This is a genomic window from Streptomyces sp. NPDC047706 (genome assembly GCF_043204795.1).
In the GTDB taxonomy this organism is placed as follows: domain Bacteria; phylum Actinomycetota; class Actinomycetes; order Streptomycetales; family Streptomycetaceae; genus Streptomyces.
This window is the reverse complement of record NZ_JBIDCW010000014.1, coordinates 149,713-165,385: the sequence shown is the minus strand read 5'-3', so window position 1 is coordinate 165,385 and position 15,673 is coordinate 149,713. Positions and strand designations below refer to the sequence as shown.

Below are 15,673 nucleotides of genomic sequence, written 5' to 3'. Positions count from 1 at the left end.
TCAGACGTTCGTGCTCGTGGGCGAGACGCCGTCCGTCTCGTCCGTACGGCGCCGGCGCACCGTCCAGAACACCGCGCTGCCCGCGACGACGGTCACGCCGACGCCGATCACACCGGCGAGGCCGCCGGAGAGCCGGGCGTCGTCGACGTCCTTGACGCCGTAGTCGGCGAGCGGGGAGCCGGCGTTGTGGTGTTCCTCGGCGGACTCGGCGAAGCCCTTGTCCTCGGCGACCTTCTCCAGCCCGTCCGGGCTGGCCGAGGCGTAGAAGCTGACGATGCCGGCCAGGACCAGGGAGGCGGCGAGACCGCCGCCCCACAGCGTGCGGTGCGAGGTCCGGGCGGCGGGCGCGGGTGCCTCGGGGGCGGGGGCGTCGACGAGTTCGCCGCCGACCCGCAGCTTCAGCGGCCGGCGCAGGTCCCGGGCGCCGTACACGAGGTCCGGCCGCACCGCGAGGACGGCGCCGACGGTCAGCGCGGTGATCACGGCCTCGCCGATGCCGATCAGGACGTGCACGCCGACCATCGCGGTGGCGACCTTGCCGACGGGGACCTCGGTGGTCCCGCCGATCGCGTAGAACGCGGTGAAGGCCAGGGCGGCGGCCGGCACCGAGACCAGCGCGGCGACGAAGGAGGCGGCGGTGATCGACCGCCGGGTGACGGGCAGCACCTTCACCAGGGCGCGGAAGACGAGGTAGGCGACGACGACACCGACCACCGACATGTCGGTGATGTTCACACCGAGCGCCGTCAGGCCGCCGTCGGCGAACAGGATGCCCTGCATGAGCAGGACGACGGATATGCACAGGGCCCCGGTGAAGGGGCCGACGAGTATCGCGGCGAGCGCGCCGCCGAGCAGATGGCCGCTGGTCCCGGCCGCGACCGGGAAGTTCAGCATCTGCACCGCGAAGATGAACGCCGCCACCAGCCCGGCCAGCGGCGCGGTCCGCTCGTCCAGCTCACGGCGGGCGCCGCGCAGGCTCACGGCGATGGCGCCGGCGGCGACGACTCCGGCCGCGGCGGACGTGGGCGCGTCGATGAATCCGTCAGGTACATGCACGCTTCGATGATGTGGCTTGATGCGAACCACTTGCAAGAGCGAGGCTCTCCCGTTGTAAAGCTGAGATAAGCCGCTCCGCCAGGCGTAATCCCGGAAATATGGGACATTGGAGGGGTGGCGGATTCATGGTCTCCGCTCAGGTGACGCACGGTGAAAGGGCCGTCCGATGTCCGTAGTGGAGCAGTACGCGCGCGCTCATATCGTCACGGACACGGATGTCCAGCCGCTGGACGAGCGAGGAGCGATTCCGGTCGTCCTGCGCTACGACCCCGACCGTGACCCCCGCGCCGTGCGTATAGGCCTGCCCGGCCCGCACGAGTGGACCTTCGCCCGGGAGCTCCTCGAACAGGGCCTGCGCGCCCCGGCCGGCTCCGGCGACGTCCGGGTGTGGCCGTGCGGGCGGGTGCAGGCCGTCATCGAGTTCCACTCCCCGCGGGGAACCGCGGTCGTCCAGTTCGACACGAAGGCGCTGATCCGCTTCCTGCGGCGTACCTACATGGCCGCCGCTACCCCCGTCGGCAGCTGACCGCGCGCCGTCAGCCGCCCTGCTTCAGCAGCGCCGCCACGATCGGCCCCGCCGTCTCCCCGCCGTGCCCGGCCGCCTGGACCACACCGGCCGCCGCGAGATCTCCCCGGTACGCGGTGAACCAGCCGTTGGGCTTCTTCTGCCCGTCGACCTCCGCGGACCCGGTCTTGGCGCCGACGTCGCCGGTGACCCCCGCCATCGCCTCCGCGGCCGTACCGTACGCCGCCGTGTAGGCCATCAGCCCGCGCAGCTTCGCCAGCGTGTCCGCGGACATCGTGCGGGCGGCCGTGGCCAGGGTGCGGTCGTCCACGGACGGGGCGACCAGGTACGGCTGGCGGAAGACGCCCGCCTTGACCGTCGCCGACACCGACGCCATGTTCAGCGGGTTCATCCGCACCCCGCCCTGGCCGATGAGCGACGCCGCCATCGGCGCGGCCGACTGCACCGGCACGGCACCGTCGAAGGTGGGCACGCCGATCGCCCAGTCGTTCAGCGACAGCCCGAACACCTGCTGCGCCTGCTTGGTCAGGTCGGCGTCGTCCAGCTCGGGCGCCTGGCTGATGAACGCCGTGTTGCAGGACCGGGCGAAACTCGCCTTGAAGGTGCCGCCCTTGATCTCGAACTTGTCGTCGTTGTGGAACTTCCAGCCGCCGTAAGTGAAGTACTTGGGACACGGGTGCGCCTTGTCGGGCGAGGCCAGCCCCTTCTCGATGAGCAGCGACGAGGTGACGACCTTCATCGTGGAGCCGGGCGCCAGCGATCCCTGGAACGCGGTGTTGAAGTTCGGGTTGGAGTTCGCCACCGCCAGGATCTCGCCCGTCGAGGGCCGCAGGACGACCACGGAGGCACGGGCGCGTGAGCCGACCTGCTGCTCCGCGGCCGCCTGCATGGTCGCGCTGAGCGTCGTCCGCACCTCGCCCGGCGTGCCCTCGCTCAGCTCCAGGACGGTCTTGTCGGACAGCTTCTGCTTCCCGGAGGCCTTGCCGCGGACCACCCGGAGTTCCACGCCGGCCTTGCCGCCCGCCGTCTTGCCGTACTTCTCGCGCAGCCCGTCCAGGACCGGCCCCAGCGACGTGTACCGCTCGGTGGTCAGCTCGTCGCCGTCCCGGTCCAGCGCCGTCACCGGCGGCGTGCCCGCCTCGCCGGTGACCAGCCGGTCGCCCTCGCGCAGCTCGGGGTGCAGGACCGAGGGCTGCCAGCTCACCAGCGGCTCGCCGTCCGCGGCCCGGCGGACGACCTTCAGCGAACTCCGGTACGTCAGCGGCTTGCTGACGTCCTGGTACACCACCGTGCCCTTCACCGTGAACGGCACGGTGTCGCCGGTACGCGCACCCGGAGTGAGCGTGAGGTCCTTGATGTGGGCGTCCTCGGCGTACGCGGCCAGCACCGCCCTCGCCGCCGCGGCGTCGTCGGTGGCGGCCGCCGCGCCGGTCACCTCGCCCCGCTGCCAGGCCGTGAGGAACGCCTGGGCCGCGGTGCCGACCTCCTTCGCCGACAGCGGGCCGGTCCTCACCGGCCTCTCCCGCCCGGCGGCCGCCGTGGACGCGCTGTTGTCGGCCGCGGCGCCGGTGCCGAACAGCGCGTAGGCGCCGATCCCGGCACCGCCCACGACCACGGCGATCACGCCGCCGATGACGGCGGGCCTCGTCTTCCGTCGCTCGGCGACGCGCCTTCTCTTGCCCACTGCTTCCCGATCCTCCGCGCAGTCCCAGGCCCCCGCCCCTTACGAGGCGCGGCCCTTACGGCCGTACCGGCCTCGTGGTCGTCACAGTCCCCAACGACGGCACCACCCTAGAGTCCCCGCCTGTGCGGGTGACGTCAGCCACCCGCACGCAGGACGGCCGCCACGATCGGGCCCGCCGCCTCGCCGCCCCGACGCCGCCTTCTCGCCCGGTCCCTGCTCCCGGGCCGCGAAGAACTGACGGACCGTCTCCCGCACCTCGGCATCGGTCGGCGGTCCGGTACGCAGGGGCTCGCTCTCGCCCGCGGCCGCTGTTCCCCCGTCACCGTTCAACGCGGACACGAAGTTGAAGGTGCCGTATCCGGCTCCTCCCACCATCACCGCGAACACACCGCCGACGACGGCGGCCTTGACCCCCTTGCGCATGACGCGACCCTCCCCGTTCACCGGTCTCCGCACTCTAGGCGGGAGTCATGGTGCAGGGGGCACGGGTTTCTCGGATTGTGAGGCGTGGGCTACGTGCGTTCGATTGGACACGCAAGTGGAGGGGGAGTACCAAGGAAGCGAAGGCCCGTGCACCTTTTCCCTCGCCCTCCGTTCGGCCGCGAAGCCGGGCCTTTCCGCGCATTCGTGTCCGTAAGGAGGCTGGCATGCGTACAAGAAGGATCATGGTCGCGCTCGTGGCGCCCCTCGCCCTGGCGACCGCGTTCGCCCTCCCGTCGGCCACGGCTGCGCAGGCCGCCGCGCAGGGAACGGCGGCCGTGGCGGCCCCGGAGTCCACCGCCACCCTGGCACCCACCTCGCCCAGGGACTTCCAGCGCGGCTACCAGGACGGATCCCACCGCGGCTGGAGCGACGGGTCCAGGGACGGCCGCAGCTGCGACTACCGCGACAACTACCGCCCGTGGACCGACCGAGGCAACCGTGACTACCGCGACGGCTACCGCAAGGGCTACCGCGGCGCCTACGAGTCCGCCTTCGACCGCACCGCCAGGCGCTGCGACTCCCAGCGGCATTTCTAGGAGCCGCTCGTACGGCTACACCCAGGTGTCCAGCCACATCCGCGACCGCCAGTCGTCCATCGGGATCGACCGGCCGGTGTAGATGGGCCAGAAGTACACGAAGTTCCAGGCGATCAGCAGCACCAGGACGCCCGCTCCCGTCGCTCCCGCCACGCGGCGGCTGTCGGTGGAACCGGGTGGGCCGACCAGGGCGCCGAGCAGCATCGCGACCGCCAGGCAGAGGAACGGCACGAAGACGACGGCGTAGAAGAAGAAGATCGTCCGCTCCTGGTACAGGAACCAGGGGAGATAGCCCGCGACGATCCCGCAGGCGATGGCGCCCGCGCGCCAGTCGCGGCGGAAGAACCAGCGCCAGAGCACGTACAGCAGCGCGAAGCACGCCACCCACCACAGCGTCGGCGTGCCCAGCGCCAGCACCTCGCGCGCACACTTGTCGCCCGCGTCCACCGGGCAGCCGTCCGCGCCGGGGGCGGGGGACTCGTAGAAGTACGACACCGGGCGGCCGGTGACGATCCAGCTCCACGGGTTGGACTGGTAGGTGTGCGGCGAGGACAGGCCGACGTGGAACTCGTACACCTGGCTCTCGTAGTGCCACAGGCTGCGCCACCAGTCGGGGAACAGCCACGACCAGGAGCTGTCCTTGCCGTCGGTGGCCGCCCAGTTGCGGTAGTAGCCGCCCGATCCGTCGGTGGGGGAGAGGATCCAGCCGGTCCAGGACACGACGTAGGTGACGATCGCGACCGGGACCGTCGACAGGAACGCCAAGCCGAGATCGCGCCGGATCACCGCCCTGTACGGGTGCCGCGCCCCCGCCACCCTGCGGGCCGCGACGTCCCAGAGCACCGCCATCACACAGAACGCGGCCAGGATGTACAGGCCGTTCCACTTGGTGCCGATGGCCAGGCCCAGCATCAGACCCGCCGCGATCCGCCACGGGCGCCACCCGATGCGGGTCTCCTGCGCCGTCCGTGCGTCCGGCCGGACCCGGCCGTCGGCGTCCGCGGGCAGCGCGGCGGCCAGTCTCGCCCGCGCCCGGTCCCGGTCGACGAGCAGGCAGCCGAACGCCGCCAGCACGAAGAACATCAGCACGCCGTCGAGCAGCGCCGTGCGGCTCATCACGAAGTGCAGCCCGTCCACCGCCATCAGCGCGCCCGCGAGGCAGCCGAGGAAGGTGGAGCGGAACAGGCGGCGGCCGATCCGGCACAGCAGGAGGACGGACAGCGTGCCCAGCAGGGCGGTCATGAACCGCCAGCCGAACGGGTCGAACCCGAACATCAGCTCGCCGAGCCCGATCACGTACTTGCCGACCGGCGGATGCACGACGTACGCCGCGTCCGCCGGGATCGGCACGTCGCCGCCCCGGGACAGGATGAGGTCGTTGACGTTCTTGTCCCAGTTGACCTCGAACCCGCGGTGGACGAGCGCCCAGGCGTCCTTGGCGTAGTACGTCTCGTCGAATATCACCGCCTTCGGGCTGCCCAGGTTCCAGAACCGCAGCACACCCGCGAACAGCGTCACCAGCAGCGGCCCGCCCCAGCCGGACCAGCGGGCGATGCGCGTGGCCAGCGGATACCGGATGCCGAGCGCCGCCCACAGCCGTGGGCCCGGCTCGGTGTACGGCGGTACGAGGCGGTCCCGGACGTCGCCGCGGGAGCCGGCCGGTGTGTAGCCGAAACGGCGCAGCCGCTGCTGCCACGAGGGCCGCTGCTCGTGGGAGGCCTGGTCCTGCCGGGTGTCCGTGGAGGACGCGGTACTGGTCACCGCGCCATCGTAGGGAACCCGTCTGTGGGAGTCCCGTGGACCGCCCCTGCGAGGATGGAAACGTGACAGGAACCCTTGTTTTGGCAGGCACCCCCATCGGCGACGTCGCGGACGCGCCGCCGAGGCTCTCCGCGGAACTTCAGCGGGCGGACGTGGTCGCCGCCGAGGACACCCGGCGGCTGCGCCGGCTGACCCAGGCGCTGGGCGTGACGCCCCGGGGGCGGGTGGTGTCGTACTTCGAGGGCAACGAGGCGGCGCGTACGCCGGAGCTGGTCGAGGAGCTGGTGGGCGGCGCGCGGGTGCTGCTCGTCACGGACGCCGGGATGCCGTCGGTGTCGGACCCGGGGTACCGGCTGGTGGCGGCGGCGGTGGAGCGGGACGTCCGGGTCACCGCCGTGCCGGGGCCGTCCGCCGTGCTGACCGCTCTGGCCCTGTCGGGGCTGCCGGTGGACCGGTTCTGCTTCGAGGGGTTCCTGCCGCGCAAGGCGGGGGAGCGGCTGTCGCGGCTGCGGGAGGCCGCCGGGGAACGGCGGACGCTGGTCTACTTCGAGGCACCGCACCGTCTGGACGACACGCTGACGGCGATGGCCGAGGCGTTCGGAGCGCAGCGGCGGGCGGCCGTCTGCCGGGAGCTGACGAAGACGTACGAGGAGGTACGGCGGGGGACGCTCGGGGAGTTGGCCGAGTGGGCGGGCGAGGGGGTACGCGGCGAGATCACCGTGGTGGTCGAGGGCGCCCCCGACAAGGGGCCCGAGGACGTCGGCCCCGAGGAGCTGGTGCGGCGGGTGCGGGTGCGGGAGGACGCCGGCGAGCGGCGCAAGGAGGCCATCGCGGCGGTGGCCGTGGAGGCGGGAGTGCCCAAGCGGGTCGTGTTCGACGCGGTGGTGGCCGCCAAGCGTGCGCCGTGAGATCGCAGGACACACCGGCCTTCGCGACGGGGCGACCGCCGTGGTCGACGAGTCGTACTCCTTCGCCTGCATGCGATGCGGGCACGGGTGGGAGCAGTCGTACGAGATGGAGCACCACGTCGACGGCGGGGCACGAGTTCGTCCTGTACGTGGCCGACGGGCGGGTCGTGCCGTCGCCGCCGAGCAGGTCCGCCTGCCGTCGCTGCGACGGCCAGGTGGTGCGGATCATGCGGGCCGGCCAGGTGTCGTCGGCGCGCGACGCGGGACGGCGGCAACGGCCGGCCGCGGTGCGACGGCAGGCCGGGGCGGCCGGCGAGCAGCGTCACGGGCACCTGTCCGGCCTGCTGCGCGTCCTGCGGCGCAAGGCCGGCTGAGCCGGCCCTGGGCGTGTCCCTCCCGTACGGCTCGTACGATCGGAGCATGCCCACCTCCGACAAGAACGCCGCGCCGCCCCTGCCGCCGCCCCTCGGCGTGCCGGTCGCCGACTCGCACACCCACCTGGACATGCAGTCCGGCACCGTGGAGGAAGGCCTCGCCAAGGCCGCGTCGGTCGGAGTCACGACGGTCGTGCATGTCGGCTGCGACGTGAACGGCTCCCGGTGGGCGGCCGAGACGGCGGCGGCGTACGAGAACGTGCACGCGGCCGTCGCGCTGCACCCCAACGAGGCCCCGCGCATCGTGCACGGCACACCTCTTTCCGGGGGCCAAGCCCCCCAGACCCCCCGCGACGGCCTGTCCCGGCAGTGGGAGCGCGAGCCCGGCGGGGACGCGGCGCTGGACGAGGCGCTCGCCGAGATCGAGCGGCTCGCCGCGCTGCCCCACGTGAAGGCCGTCGGCGAGACGGGCCTCGACCACTTCCGTACCGGGCCCGAGGGCAGGGCGGCGCAGGAGCGGTCCTTCCGCGCGCACATCGAGATCGCCAAGCGGCACGGCAAGGCACTGGTCATCCACGACCGCGACGCCCACGCGGACGTGCTGCGCGTCCTGAAGGAGGAGGGCGCGCCCGAGCGGACGGTGTTCCACTGCTACTCCGGGGACGCCGAGATGGCCGAGGTGTGCGCGCGCGCCGGGTACTACATGTCCTTCGCCGGCAACGTCACCTTCAAGAACGCCCAGAACCTGCGCGACGCGCTGGCGGTGGCCCCGCTGGAGCTGGTCCTGGTGGAGACCGACGCGCCCTTTCTGACGCCGGCGCCCTACCGCGGACGGCCCAACGCCCCGTATCTCGTACCGGTCACGGTGCGCGCGATGGCCGCCGTGCGCGGCATCGACGAGGACGCCATGGCCACCGCGCTCGGCGCGAACACGGCACAGGCCTTCGGGTACGGCGCACAACGGCGCCACACTGTGTAGTCGCGTCGCTTTGGAGAGTGACGATCGCTCCGCTAGGTTCTGGGGGCCCGATCCGGACCCTTCTGGACTCTCCGGCCCCTGGAGCGTGTCGGCGTGAGCAACTCGCAGTACGAGACATACGGGACCAACCAGTCGTACGGGATCTTCGACTCCCTCGACGCGTACGAGCCGCCGCCGGCGTACGACGACGCGTGGGACGTGCACAGCGCCCCGACGCTGCCCCACGGCACCACCTACGCCGCCGATGCCGCGTACGACCCGTACGGCGCCACGTCGGGCGACACCTACCGGCCCGCCTACGAGACGGCCGAGCCGCTGGTGCCCCGGCAGGGCTCGCCGGAGACGCCGGCCACCGCCCGACGCCGGGCCGGTGGGCGCGCCGCGCGCCGGCGTAAGGGGCGGTACGCGGAGCGCCCGGACACCCCCGTCCGCCGGCTGCTGCCGCGTGCGCTGGTCGTCGCGTTCCTCGCCGGTGGCACCACGGCCTTCGTCGCCGAGGACAAGGCCGTCGAGCTGACCGTCGACGGCGAGCCCCGCCGGCTGCACACCTTCGCCGACGACGTCGGTGAGCTGCTCGCCGAGGAGGGCGTCGAGATCGGCGCGCACGACGTGATCACGCCCACGCCCGGCACGGAACTGGGCCACGGCGACGAGATCGCCGTGCGCTACGGCCGCCCCGTGCGACTCACCCTCGACGGGCACCGCCAGGAGGTGTGGACGACGGCGCGGACGGTGGAGGGGGCACTCAGACAGCTCGGGGTGCGGGCACAGGGCGCGTACCTGTCCGCGTCGCGCTCGCAGCCCATCGGGCGTGCCGGTCTCGCCCTCGACGTGCGCACCGAGCGGTCGGTGACGGTCATGGCGGACGGGCGGGCCCGCACCGTGCGCACCAACGCGGCCACCGTCGGCGAGGCCGTCCGCGCGGCCGGGGTCACCCTGCGCGGCCAGGACACCACCTCCGTGCCGCCGGACAGCTTCCCGCGCGACGGGCAGACGGTCACCGTGCTGCGGATCACCGGCGGCAGGGAGACCCGCGAGGAGGAGATCCCCTTCGAGGTGCGGCGGGTCGAGGACCCCACGGTGTTCAAGGGCACGGAGGTGGTCGAGCAGGCCGGGCAGCCCGGACTGCGCCGGGTCACCTACTCCCTGCGGACCGTCAACGGGGTCCGCCAGCAGCCGCGCCGGATCAGGACCGAGCTGGTGCGCGAGCCGGCCGCGCGGATCGTGAAGGTCGGCACCAAACCGATGCCCACCTCGGTCCAGGGCGCCGACCACCTCGACTGGCGGGGCCTCGCCGTCTGCGAGTCCGGCGGCGACCCCCGAGCCGTGGACCCGTCGGGGACGTACGGGGGCCTCTACCAGTTCGACACCGGGACCTGGCACAGCCTCGGCGGCACCGGCCGCCCCCAGGACGCCCCCGCGGCGGAGCAGACGTACCGCGCGAAGAAGCTGTACACCCGGCGTGGCACCGGCCCCTGGCCGCACTGCGGAGCGCGGCTGCGCGGCTAGCCGCGGCGGCGGCCACGGATAGGCTGTCGCCGTGAGCAGCCCCACCCCCGACGCCCTCCTGGGTCCCGCCGACATCCGTGAGCTGGCGGAAGTCCTCGGCGTACGGCCCACCAAGCAGCGCGGCCAGAACTTCGTCATCGACGCCAACACGGTCCGCCGTATCGTCCGTACCGCCCAGGTACGGCCCGACGACGTGGTCGTGGAGGTCGGGCCGGGGCTCGGCTCGCTCACCCTCGCGCTGCTGGAGGTGGCCGACCGGGTCACCGCCGTCGAGATCGACGACGTCCTGGCCGCCGCGCTGCCCGCCACCGTCGCGGCACGCATGCCTCAGCGTGCCGACCGGTTCGCGCTGGTGCACTCCGACGCGATGCGCGTCACCGAACTGCCCGGCCCCGCGCCGACCGCGCTGGTGGCGAATCTGCCGTACAACGTGGCCGTCCCCGTGCTGCTGCACATGCTCGACACCTTCCCGAGCATCGAGCGCACCCTCGTGATGGTGCAGGCGGAGGTCGCCGACCGGCTCGCGGCGCCGCCCGGTTCCAAGGTGTACGGCGTGCCGTCGGTGAAGGCCAACTGGTTCGCCGAGGTCAAACGGGCCGGCGCGATCGGCCGCAACGTCTTCTGGCCCGCCCCGAACGTGGACAGCGGGCTCGTCTCGCTCACCCGGCGCACCGAGCCGATCAGGACCACCGCCTCGCAGGGCGAGGTCTTCGCCGTCGTCGACGCGGCCTTCGCCCAGCGCCGCAAGACCCTGCGGGCCGCGCTGTCCGGGTGGGCCGGTTCCGCGGCAGCCGCCGAGGCGGCGCTCGTCGCGGCGGGCGTCTCGCCGCAGGCGCGCGGCGAGTCCCTGACGGTCGAGGAGTTCGCCCGGATCGCGGAGGCCGCGCCGGCGCGGGCCACGACCCCCGCACCCCCGAAGGAGAACAAGTGAGCGTCACGGTACGTGTCCCCGCCAAGGTCAACGTCCAGCTCGCGGTCGGCGCCGCCCGCCCCGACGGCTACCACGACCTGGCCAACGTCTTCCTCGCGGTCGGGCTCTACGACGAGGTCACCGTCACCGCGTCCGACGAACTGCGCGTCACCTGCGAAGGACCCGACGCCGCCCAGGTCCCCCTTGACCGGACGAACCTGGCGGCCCGGGCGGCGCAGGCCCTCGCCGTCCGCTACGGCCGCTCCTCCGGCGTCCACATCCACATCGCCAAGGACATCCCCGTCGCGGGCGGCATGGCGGGCGGCAGCGCGGACGGCGCGGGCGCGCTGCTCGCCTGCGACGCCCTGTGGGGCACGGGCGCCTCCCGCGAGGAACTCCTCGACATCTGCGCGGAGCTGGGCAGCGACGTGCCGTTCAGCCTGGTCGGCGGGGCGGCGCTGGGCACCGGCCGGGGCGAGGAACTGACCCCGCTCGAGGTCGGCGGCACCTTCCACTGGGTGTTCGCGATGGCGGACCGCGGGCTGTCCACCCCGGCCGTGTTCCGGGAGTTCGACCGGCTCGCCGAGGGCACGGACGTCCCGGAGCCCGTCGTCTCCCAGGACCTGCTCGGCGCCCTCGCCAAGGGCGACCCCGACGCGCTCGCCGCCGCCGTCTCCAACGACCTCCAGCCCGCGGCCCTCTCCCTCTTCCCCGCCCTCGCCGGCACCCTCGCGGCGGGCCGCGCCGCCGGCGCCCTGGCCGCGCTGGTCTCGGGCTCCGGCCCGACCACGGCCTTCCTCGCCCGTGACCCGCGGTCCGCGGCGAAGGTGGCGGCGGCGCTGAGCGCGTCGGGCACGTGCCGGACGGCGCGCACCGCGTCGGGTCCGGCGCCGGGCGCCACGGTCCTGGGCGGTTGATCCGGAGCGCCACGGGCGGGAAGGTCAACGCGAGTTGATCTTCTTCGCCCGATCTCGGTCATGTACGACCTCCTCGCCGAGATCCGCGTGGCCGCCACCCGCTGACGGCGCGGCGACGGGGCACCTCCCCGCGACCGTTAGGCTGGGAGGCTGACCGATCCCCGCGAGCAGGAGCGAAATGGCCGTCAACCTGGTCAATGTCGAGAACGTCAGCAAGGTGTACGGCACCCGCGCGCTCCTCGACGGCATCTCCCTCGGCGTCTCCGAAGGGGACCGCATCGGCGTCGTCGGCCGCAACGGCGACGGCAAGACCACGCTCATCCGGATGCTGGCCCGCCTGGAGGAGGCCGACACGGGCCGCGTCACCCACTCCGGCGGCCTGCGCATGGGCGTCCTCACCCAGCACGACTCCCTCGACCCCGAGGCCACCGTCCGCCACGAGGTCATCGGCGACATGGCCGACCACGAGTGGGCGGGCGACGCCAAGGTCCGCGACGTGCTCACCGGCCTGTTCGGCGGGCTGGACCTGCCCGGCTTCCCGCAGGGCCTCGACACCGTCATCGGCCCGCTCTCCGGTGGTGAGCGGCGCCGCATCGCGCTCGCCAAGCTGCTGATCGACGACCAGGACCTGATCGTCCTGGACGAGCCCACCAACCACCTCGACGTCGAGGGCATCGCCTGGCTCGCCCAGCACCTGCGCGAGCGCCGGTCCGCGCTGGTCTGCGTCACCCACGACCGCTGGTTCCTCGACCAGGTCTGCACCCGCATGTGGGACGTGCAGCGCGGCGTCGTCCACGAGTACGAGGGCGGCTACTCCGACTACGTCTTCGCCCGCGCCGAACGCGAGCGGATCGCCGCGACCGAGGAGGTCAAGCGGCAGAACCTGGTCCGCAAGGAACTGGCCTGGCTGCGCCGCGGCGCCCCTGCCCGCACCTCCAAGCCGCGCTTCCGCGTGGAGGCCGCCAACGAGCTGATCAAGGACGTGCCACCGCCCCGGGACCGCTCCGAGCTGATGAAGTTCGCGTCCTCGCGGCTCGGCAAGACCGTCTTCGACCTGGAGGACATCACCGTCCAGGCCGGGCCCAAGGTGCTCCTCAAGCACGTCACCTGGCAGCTCGGCCCCGGCGATCGCATCGGCCTGGTGGGCGTCAACGGCGCCGGCAAGACCTCGCTGCTGCGGGCCATGGCCGAGGCGGCGCTCACGCAGGGGGAGACGCAGCCCACGGGCGGGCGCATCGCCGTCGGCAAGACCGTCAAGCTCGCCTACCTCTCCCAGGAGGTCGCCGAACTCGACCCCGGCCGGCGGGTCCTCGAGGCCGTGCAGCAGGTGCGTGAGCGCGTCGACCTCGGCAAGGGGCGCGAACTCACCGCGGGCCAGCTGTGCGAGACGTTCGGCTTCGGCAAGGAGAAGCAGTGGACGCCGGTCGGGGACCTGTCCGGCGGTGAGCGGCGCCGGCTGCAACTGCTGAGGCTGCTGATGGACGAGCCGAACGTCCTCTTCCTCGACGAGCCGACCAACGACCTCGACATCGAGACGCTGACCCAGCTGGAGGACGTCCTCGACGGCTGGCCCGGCTCGATGATCGTGATCTCCCACGACCGCTTCTTCGTCGAGCGCACCACGGACCGGGTGTTCGCCCTGCTCGGCGACGGCACGCTGCGGATGCTGCCGCGCGGGATCGACGAATACCTTGAGCGCCGCCGGAAGATGGAGGAGGCCGTCGCGGCCGCCTCCCCGGCGGCCGCGCCGGTGAAGCCGGTGGCCGAGAAGAGCACCGCCGACCAGCGCGCCGCCAAGAAGGAACTCCAGAAGATCGAGCGGCAGTTGGACAAGATCTCCGAGCGCGAGACCAAGCTGCACTCGCAGATCGCCGAGAACGCCACGGACTTCGCGAAGGTGGCCGAACTCGACGCCGAGCTGCGTGGGTTGGCGGGGGAGCGCGAAGAGCTGGAGATGCGCTGGCTGGAACTGGCCGAGGACGCCTGAGCCGCGGCGCGGCAGGCGCACTCGACTCCTGCGCGCAGGGCGCGCGCCGCGTAAAGGGGGCGTGAAGGCGCGTAACAACGGCATCACGGGCCGGTGCTCCCTTGGGAACAGGGGCGTATCGGGCCCGGTTCGTCCCTGGTTCCGGGTGATAGAAATGGGCGGTCTGAGAACCGTCTGAGAATCGTGGGTGTGGCGGAAACGCGGCGCCAGGGGCGCGGAGCCACATCAGTCACAAGGGGGAACCGCTGATGACCCAGCCACCCAACCAGCCGCCGGGTGGCGGCTTCGGCGCGCCACAGGACCAGCCGCCCGGTGGCGGCTTCGGCGCACCGCAGGACCCGCGGCAGTCCGGCGGTTTCGGCGCGCCACAGCCCCCGTCGCAGGGCACGCCCCCGCCGCCGGCCCAGCCCCCGCACGCTCCGCCCCAGCCGGGGTACGGCTATCCGCAGCAGCCCGGCCCGTACGGAACCCCGGGCCCCTACGGGCAGCCCCAGCAGCCGGGGCCGTACGGACGGCAGCCCGGCTACGGCTACCCGCAGCCCCAGTACCCCGGCGCCCCCGGCACTCCCCCCGGCCCCGGCTCGCGCAACCCCTTCCGGGGCAGGCCCGCGCTGGCCGTCGGGGCCGCGGTGGCGGCGCTGCTGCTGATCGGCGGCACCGTCTACGCCGTGACCAGCGGCGACGGCGACGACAAGAAGCCGGTCGCCGAGCAGAGCGACGATCCCAAGCCCTCGGCGTCCGACGCCCCGGTCAACCCCGGCGACGGCAGCGGTGACGGCGGCGCCGACCCCGACGACCTCAACGAGGGCCGCAAGGCGGGCGAGGCGAAGGTGCTCTGGTACAAGGAGGCGCCCGACGCCCCCGGTTCCGGCGCCGACGCCCCCGGCATGTGGATCACCGACAAGACGGCGGTGAAGGCGGCGTACAAGGAACTCGTCGCCTACGACGTCGCCGACGGCAAGCCCACTTGGGACCCGATCACCTTCCCGCAGAAGATCTGCTCGGTCACCTCGCAGAAGACGGCCGACGACAAGATAGTCGTGGCGTACATGAGCGGCGCCAGCGACCGCGCCAAGTGCAACCAGATGCAGCTGATCGACCTCGGCACCGGCGAGAAGGGCTGGAGCGGCGAGGTCGCGGACGGCGCGCTCTTCGACAGCGCGCTCAGCATCGAACTCACGCTGGCCGGAAACACGTTGATGGTGGGCCGCTCGCAGTCGGGCACGGCCTACGACGTCACCACCGGCAAGAAGCTGTTCGACAAGAAGAAGTACGGCGACTCCTGTTTCCCCGGCGCGTTCGCGGGCGGCAGCCGGCTGATCTCCGTGGCGTCCTGCGGCGCGGCCACCGACAACGAGCACGACGAGATCCAGGAGCTGGACCCGAGGACCGGCAAGGTCAAGTGGACCCAGGCCTTCGAGAAGGGCTGGGAGATCGAGCGTGCCTTCTCCGTCGACCCGCTGGTGATCTACAGCACCAACGACGACAAGGACGCCTGGAACATCTCCACGCTGGACGCCAGGGGCGGCTTCCGCTCCCAGGTGAAGATCGACGAGAGCTTCGCACCGGAGTGCGGCTGGTCCGTCCTCCAGCGCGACCTGACCGGCTGTGAGGGCGTCGCCGCCGACGCCGACACCCTCTACCTGCCCACCGAGGCCTCCGGCGGCGCCAACGAGATCGTCGCGATCAACCTCGCCACCGGCAAGGAGAAGTGGCGCGTGAAGTCCCCGGCGGAGGAGTCGATGCTGCCGCTCCAGGTCGCGGGCGGCAAGCTCACCGCGTACGTCGAGCCGTCGTACGACGGGGGCGGCCAGATCGTGTCCGTCCCGACGACCGGCAGCAGCCGCACGCCGACGAAGCTGCTGCAGAACCCCGCGGGCGCCGCGGCGGTCGAGAACAGCTTCTTCTCGCGGGACGTCGCCTGGGTGGACGGCCGCTTCTACATCTCCACCACCCGGCTGTCCGGCTCGGACGACGCCAAGGAGAAGCTGATGCTCGCCTACGGCAAGTGACGCGCCCCCACGACTCGTTCCGTCCCCGTCT

The 15,673-nt window shown here is 72.7% G+C and carries 13 protein-coding genes and 1 pseudogene; 10 read left to right on the top strand and 4 right to left on the bottom strand.

What is annotated here, in order from left to right:
• Nucleotides 1-1,056, bottom strand: a complete 1,056-nt coding sequence (locus ACGF8A_RS18810) for an energy-coupling factor ABC transporter permease (RefSeq protein WP_393109455.1) — start codon at nt 1,054-1,056, stop codon at nt 1-3.
• A gap of 166 nt (nt 1,057-1,222) precedes the next feature.
• Here ACGF8A_RS18810 and ACGF8A_RS18805 point away from each other — a divergent pair, with 166 nt between their 5' ends.
• Nucleotides 1,223-1,582, top strand: coding sequence for an SsgA family sporulation/cell division regulator (locus ACGF8A_RS18805; protein ID WP_393109453.1), 360 nt, complete (start codon nt 1,223-1,225; stop codon nt 1,580-1,582).
• A gap of 10 nt (nt 1,583-1,592) precedes the next feature.
• Here the strand turns inward: ACGF8A_RS18805 and ACGF8A_RS18800 are convergent, their stop codons facing one another.
• Both ACGF8A_RS18800 and ACGF8A_RS18795 read right to left on the bottom strand, forming a co-directional pair.
• On the bottom strand, nt 1,593-3,266 hold the full coding sequence (locus tag ACGF8A_RS18800) for a penicillin-binding transpeptidase domain-containing protein (RefSeq protein ID WP_393109451.1): 1,674 nt from the start codon (nt 3,264-3,266) through the stop codon (nt 1,593-1,595).
• 81 nt (nt 3,267-3,347) lie between these two features.
• Entirely contained in the window at nt 3,348-3,689 is a 342-nt protein-coding gene (locus ACGF8A_RS18795) for a hypothetical protein (protein WP_393109449.1), read from the bottom strand.
• Nucleotides 3,690-3,913: 224 nt separating this feature from the next.
• Between ACGF8A_RS18795 and ACGF8A_RS18790 the strand changes: the two genes are divergently transcribed.
• Nucleotides 3,914-4,285, top strand: a complete 372-nt coding sequence (locus ACGF8A_RS18790; RefSeq protein WP_393109447.1) for a hypothetical protein — start codon at nt 3,914-3,916, stop codon at nt 4,283-4,285.
• A gap of 15 nt (nt 4,286-4,300) precedes the next feature.
• On the opposite strand, the gene ACGF8A_RS18785 is transcribed toward ACGF8A_RS18790, so the two are convergent.
• Nucleotides 4,301-6,046 carry a dolichyl-phosphate-mannose--protein mannosyltransferase gene (locus tag ACGF8A_RS18785; protein ID WP_393109445.1) on the bottom strand — a complete coding sequence of 582 codons (1,746 nt, stop codon included), beginning with the start codon at nt 6,044-6,046 and terminating at the stop codon, nt 4,301-4,303.
• Between the two features lie 62 nt (nt 6,047-6,108).
• Between ACGF8A_RS18785 and rsmI the strand changes: the two genes are divergently transcribed.
• From rsmI to ACGF8A_RS18745, 8 genes and pseudogenes are all read left to right on the top strand, one after another.
• Nucleotides 6,109-6,954, top strand: coding sequence for a 16S rRNA (cytidine(1402)-2'-O)-methyltransferase (gene rsmI / locus ACGF8A_RS18780; protein ID WP_393109443.1), 846 nt, complete (start codon nt 6,109-6,111; stop codon nt 6,952-6,954).
• Nucleotides 6,944-7,328 (top strand): annotated as a pseudogene (locus ACGF8A_RS18775) (hypothetical protein). Before rsmI ends, ACGF8A_RS18775 begins: the two are co-directional and overlap by 11 nt.
• A gap of 46 nt (nt 7,329-7,374) precedes the next feature.
• A complete protein-coding gene (locus tag ACGF8A_RS18770) occupies nt 7,375-8,307 on the top strand; it encodes a TatD family hydrolase (protein WP_393109441.1) in 933 nt (310 codons plus the stop codon).
• A 93-nt stretch (nt 8,308-8,400) separates the two neighbouring features.
• Nucleotides 8,401-9,816, top strand: coding sequence for a ubiquitin-like domain-containing protein (locus ACGF8A_RS18765; protein ID WP_393109439.1), 1,416 nt, complete (start codon nt 8,401-8,403; stop codon nt 9,814-9,816).
• A gap of 31 nt (nt 9,817-9,847) precedes the next feature.
• Nucleotides 9,848-10,747, top strand: a complete 900-nt coding sequence (rsmA, locus tag ACGF8A_RS18760) for a 16S rRNA (adenine(1518)-N(6)/adenine(1519)-N(6))-dimethyltransferase RsmA (RefSeq protein WP_393109437.1) — start codon at nt 9,848-9,850, stop codon at nt 10,745-10,747.
• Complete coding sequence (locus ACGF8A_RS18755) at nt 10,744-11,643, top strand: 4-(cytidine 5'-diphospho)-2-C-methyl-D-erythritol kinase (RefSeq protein WP_393109435.1); 900 nt, start codon at nt 10,744-10,746, stop codon at nt 11,641-11,643. Before rsmA ends, ACGF8A_RS18755 begins: the two co-directional genes overlap by 4 nt.
• A 178-nt stretch (nt 11,644-11,821) precedes the next feature.
• Nucleotides 11,822-13,630, top strand: a complete 1,809-nt coding sequence (locus ACGF8A_RS18750) for an ABC-F family ATP-binding cassette domain-containing protein (protein ID WP_393109433.1) — start codon at nt 11,822-11,824, stop codon at nt 13,628-13,630.
• 248 nt (nt 13,631-13,878) lie between these two features.
• On the top strand, nt 13,879-15,642 hold the full coding sequence (locus ACGF8A_RS18745; protein WP_393109431.1) for a PQQ-binding-like beta-propeller repeat protein: 1,764 nt from the start codon (nt 13,879-13,881) through the stop codon (nt 15,640-15,642).
• Nucleotides 15,643-15,673 lie beyond the last annotated feature (31 nt).

Bases quoted from the DNA above. Each gene is read 5' to 3' on its own strand.
- ACGF8A_RS18805 (WP_393109453.1), top strand. From the start codon at position 1,223: ATGTCCGTAGTGGAGCAGTACGCGCGCGCTCATATCGTCACGGACACG.
- ACGF8A_RS18795 (WP_393109449.1), bottom strand. From the start codon at position 3,689: ATGCGCAAGGGGGTCAAGGCCGCCGTCGTCGGCGGTGTGTTCGCGGTG.
- ACGF8A_RS18790 (WP_393109447.1), top strand. From the start codon at position 3,914: ATGCGTACAAGAAGGATCATGGTCGCGCTCGTGGCGCCCCTCGCCCTG.
- ACGF8A_RS18770 (WP_393109441.1), top strand. From the start codon at position 7,375: ATGCCCACCTCCGACAAGAACGCCGCGCCGCCCCTGCCGCCGCCCCTC.
- ACGF8A_RS18750 (WP_393109433.1), top strand. From the start codon at position 11,822: ATGGCCGTCAACCTGGTCAATGTCGAGAACGTCAGCAAGGTGTACGGC.
- ACGF8A_RS18745 (WP_393109431.1), top strand. From the start codon at position 13,879: ATGACCCAGCCACCCAACCAGCCGCCGGGTGGCGGCTTCGGCGCGCCA.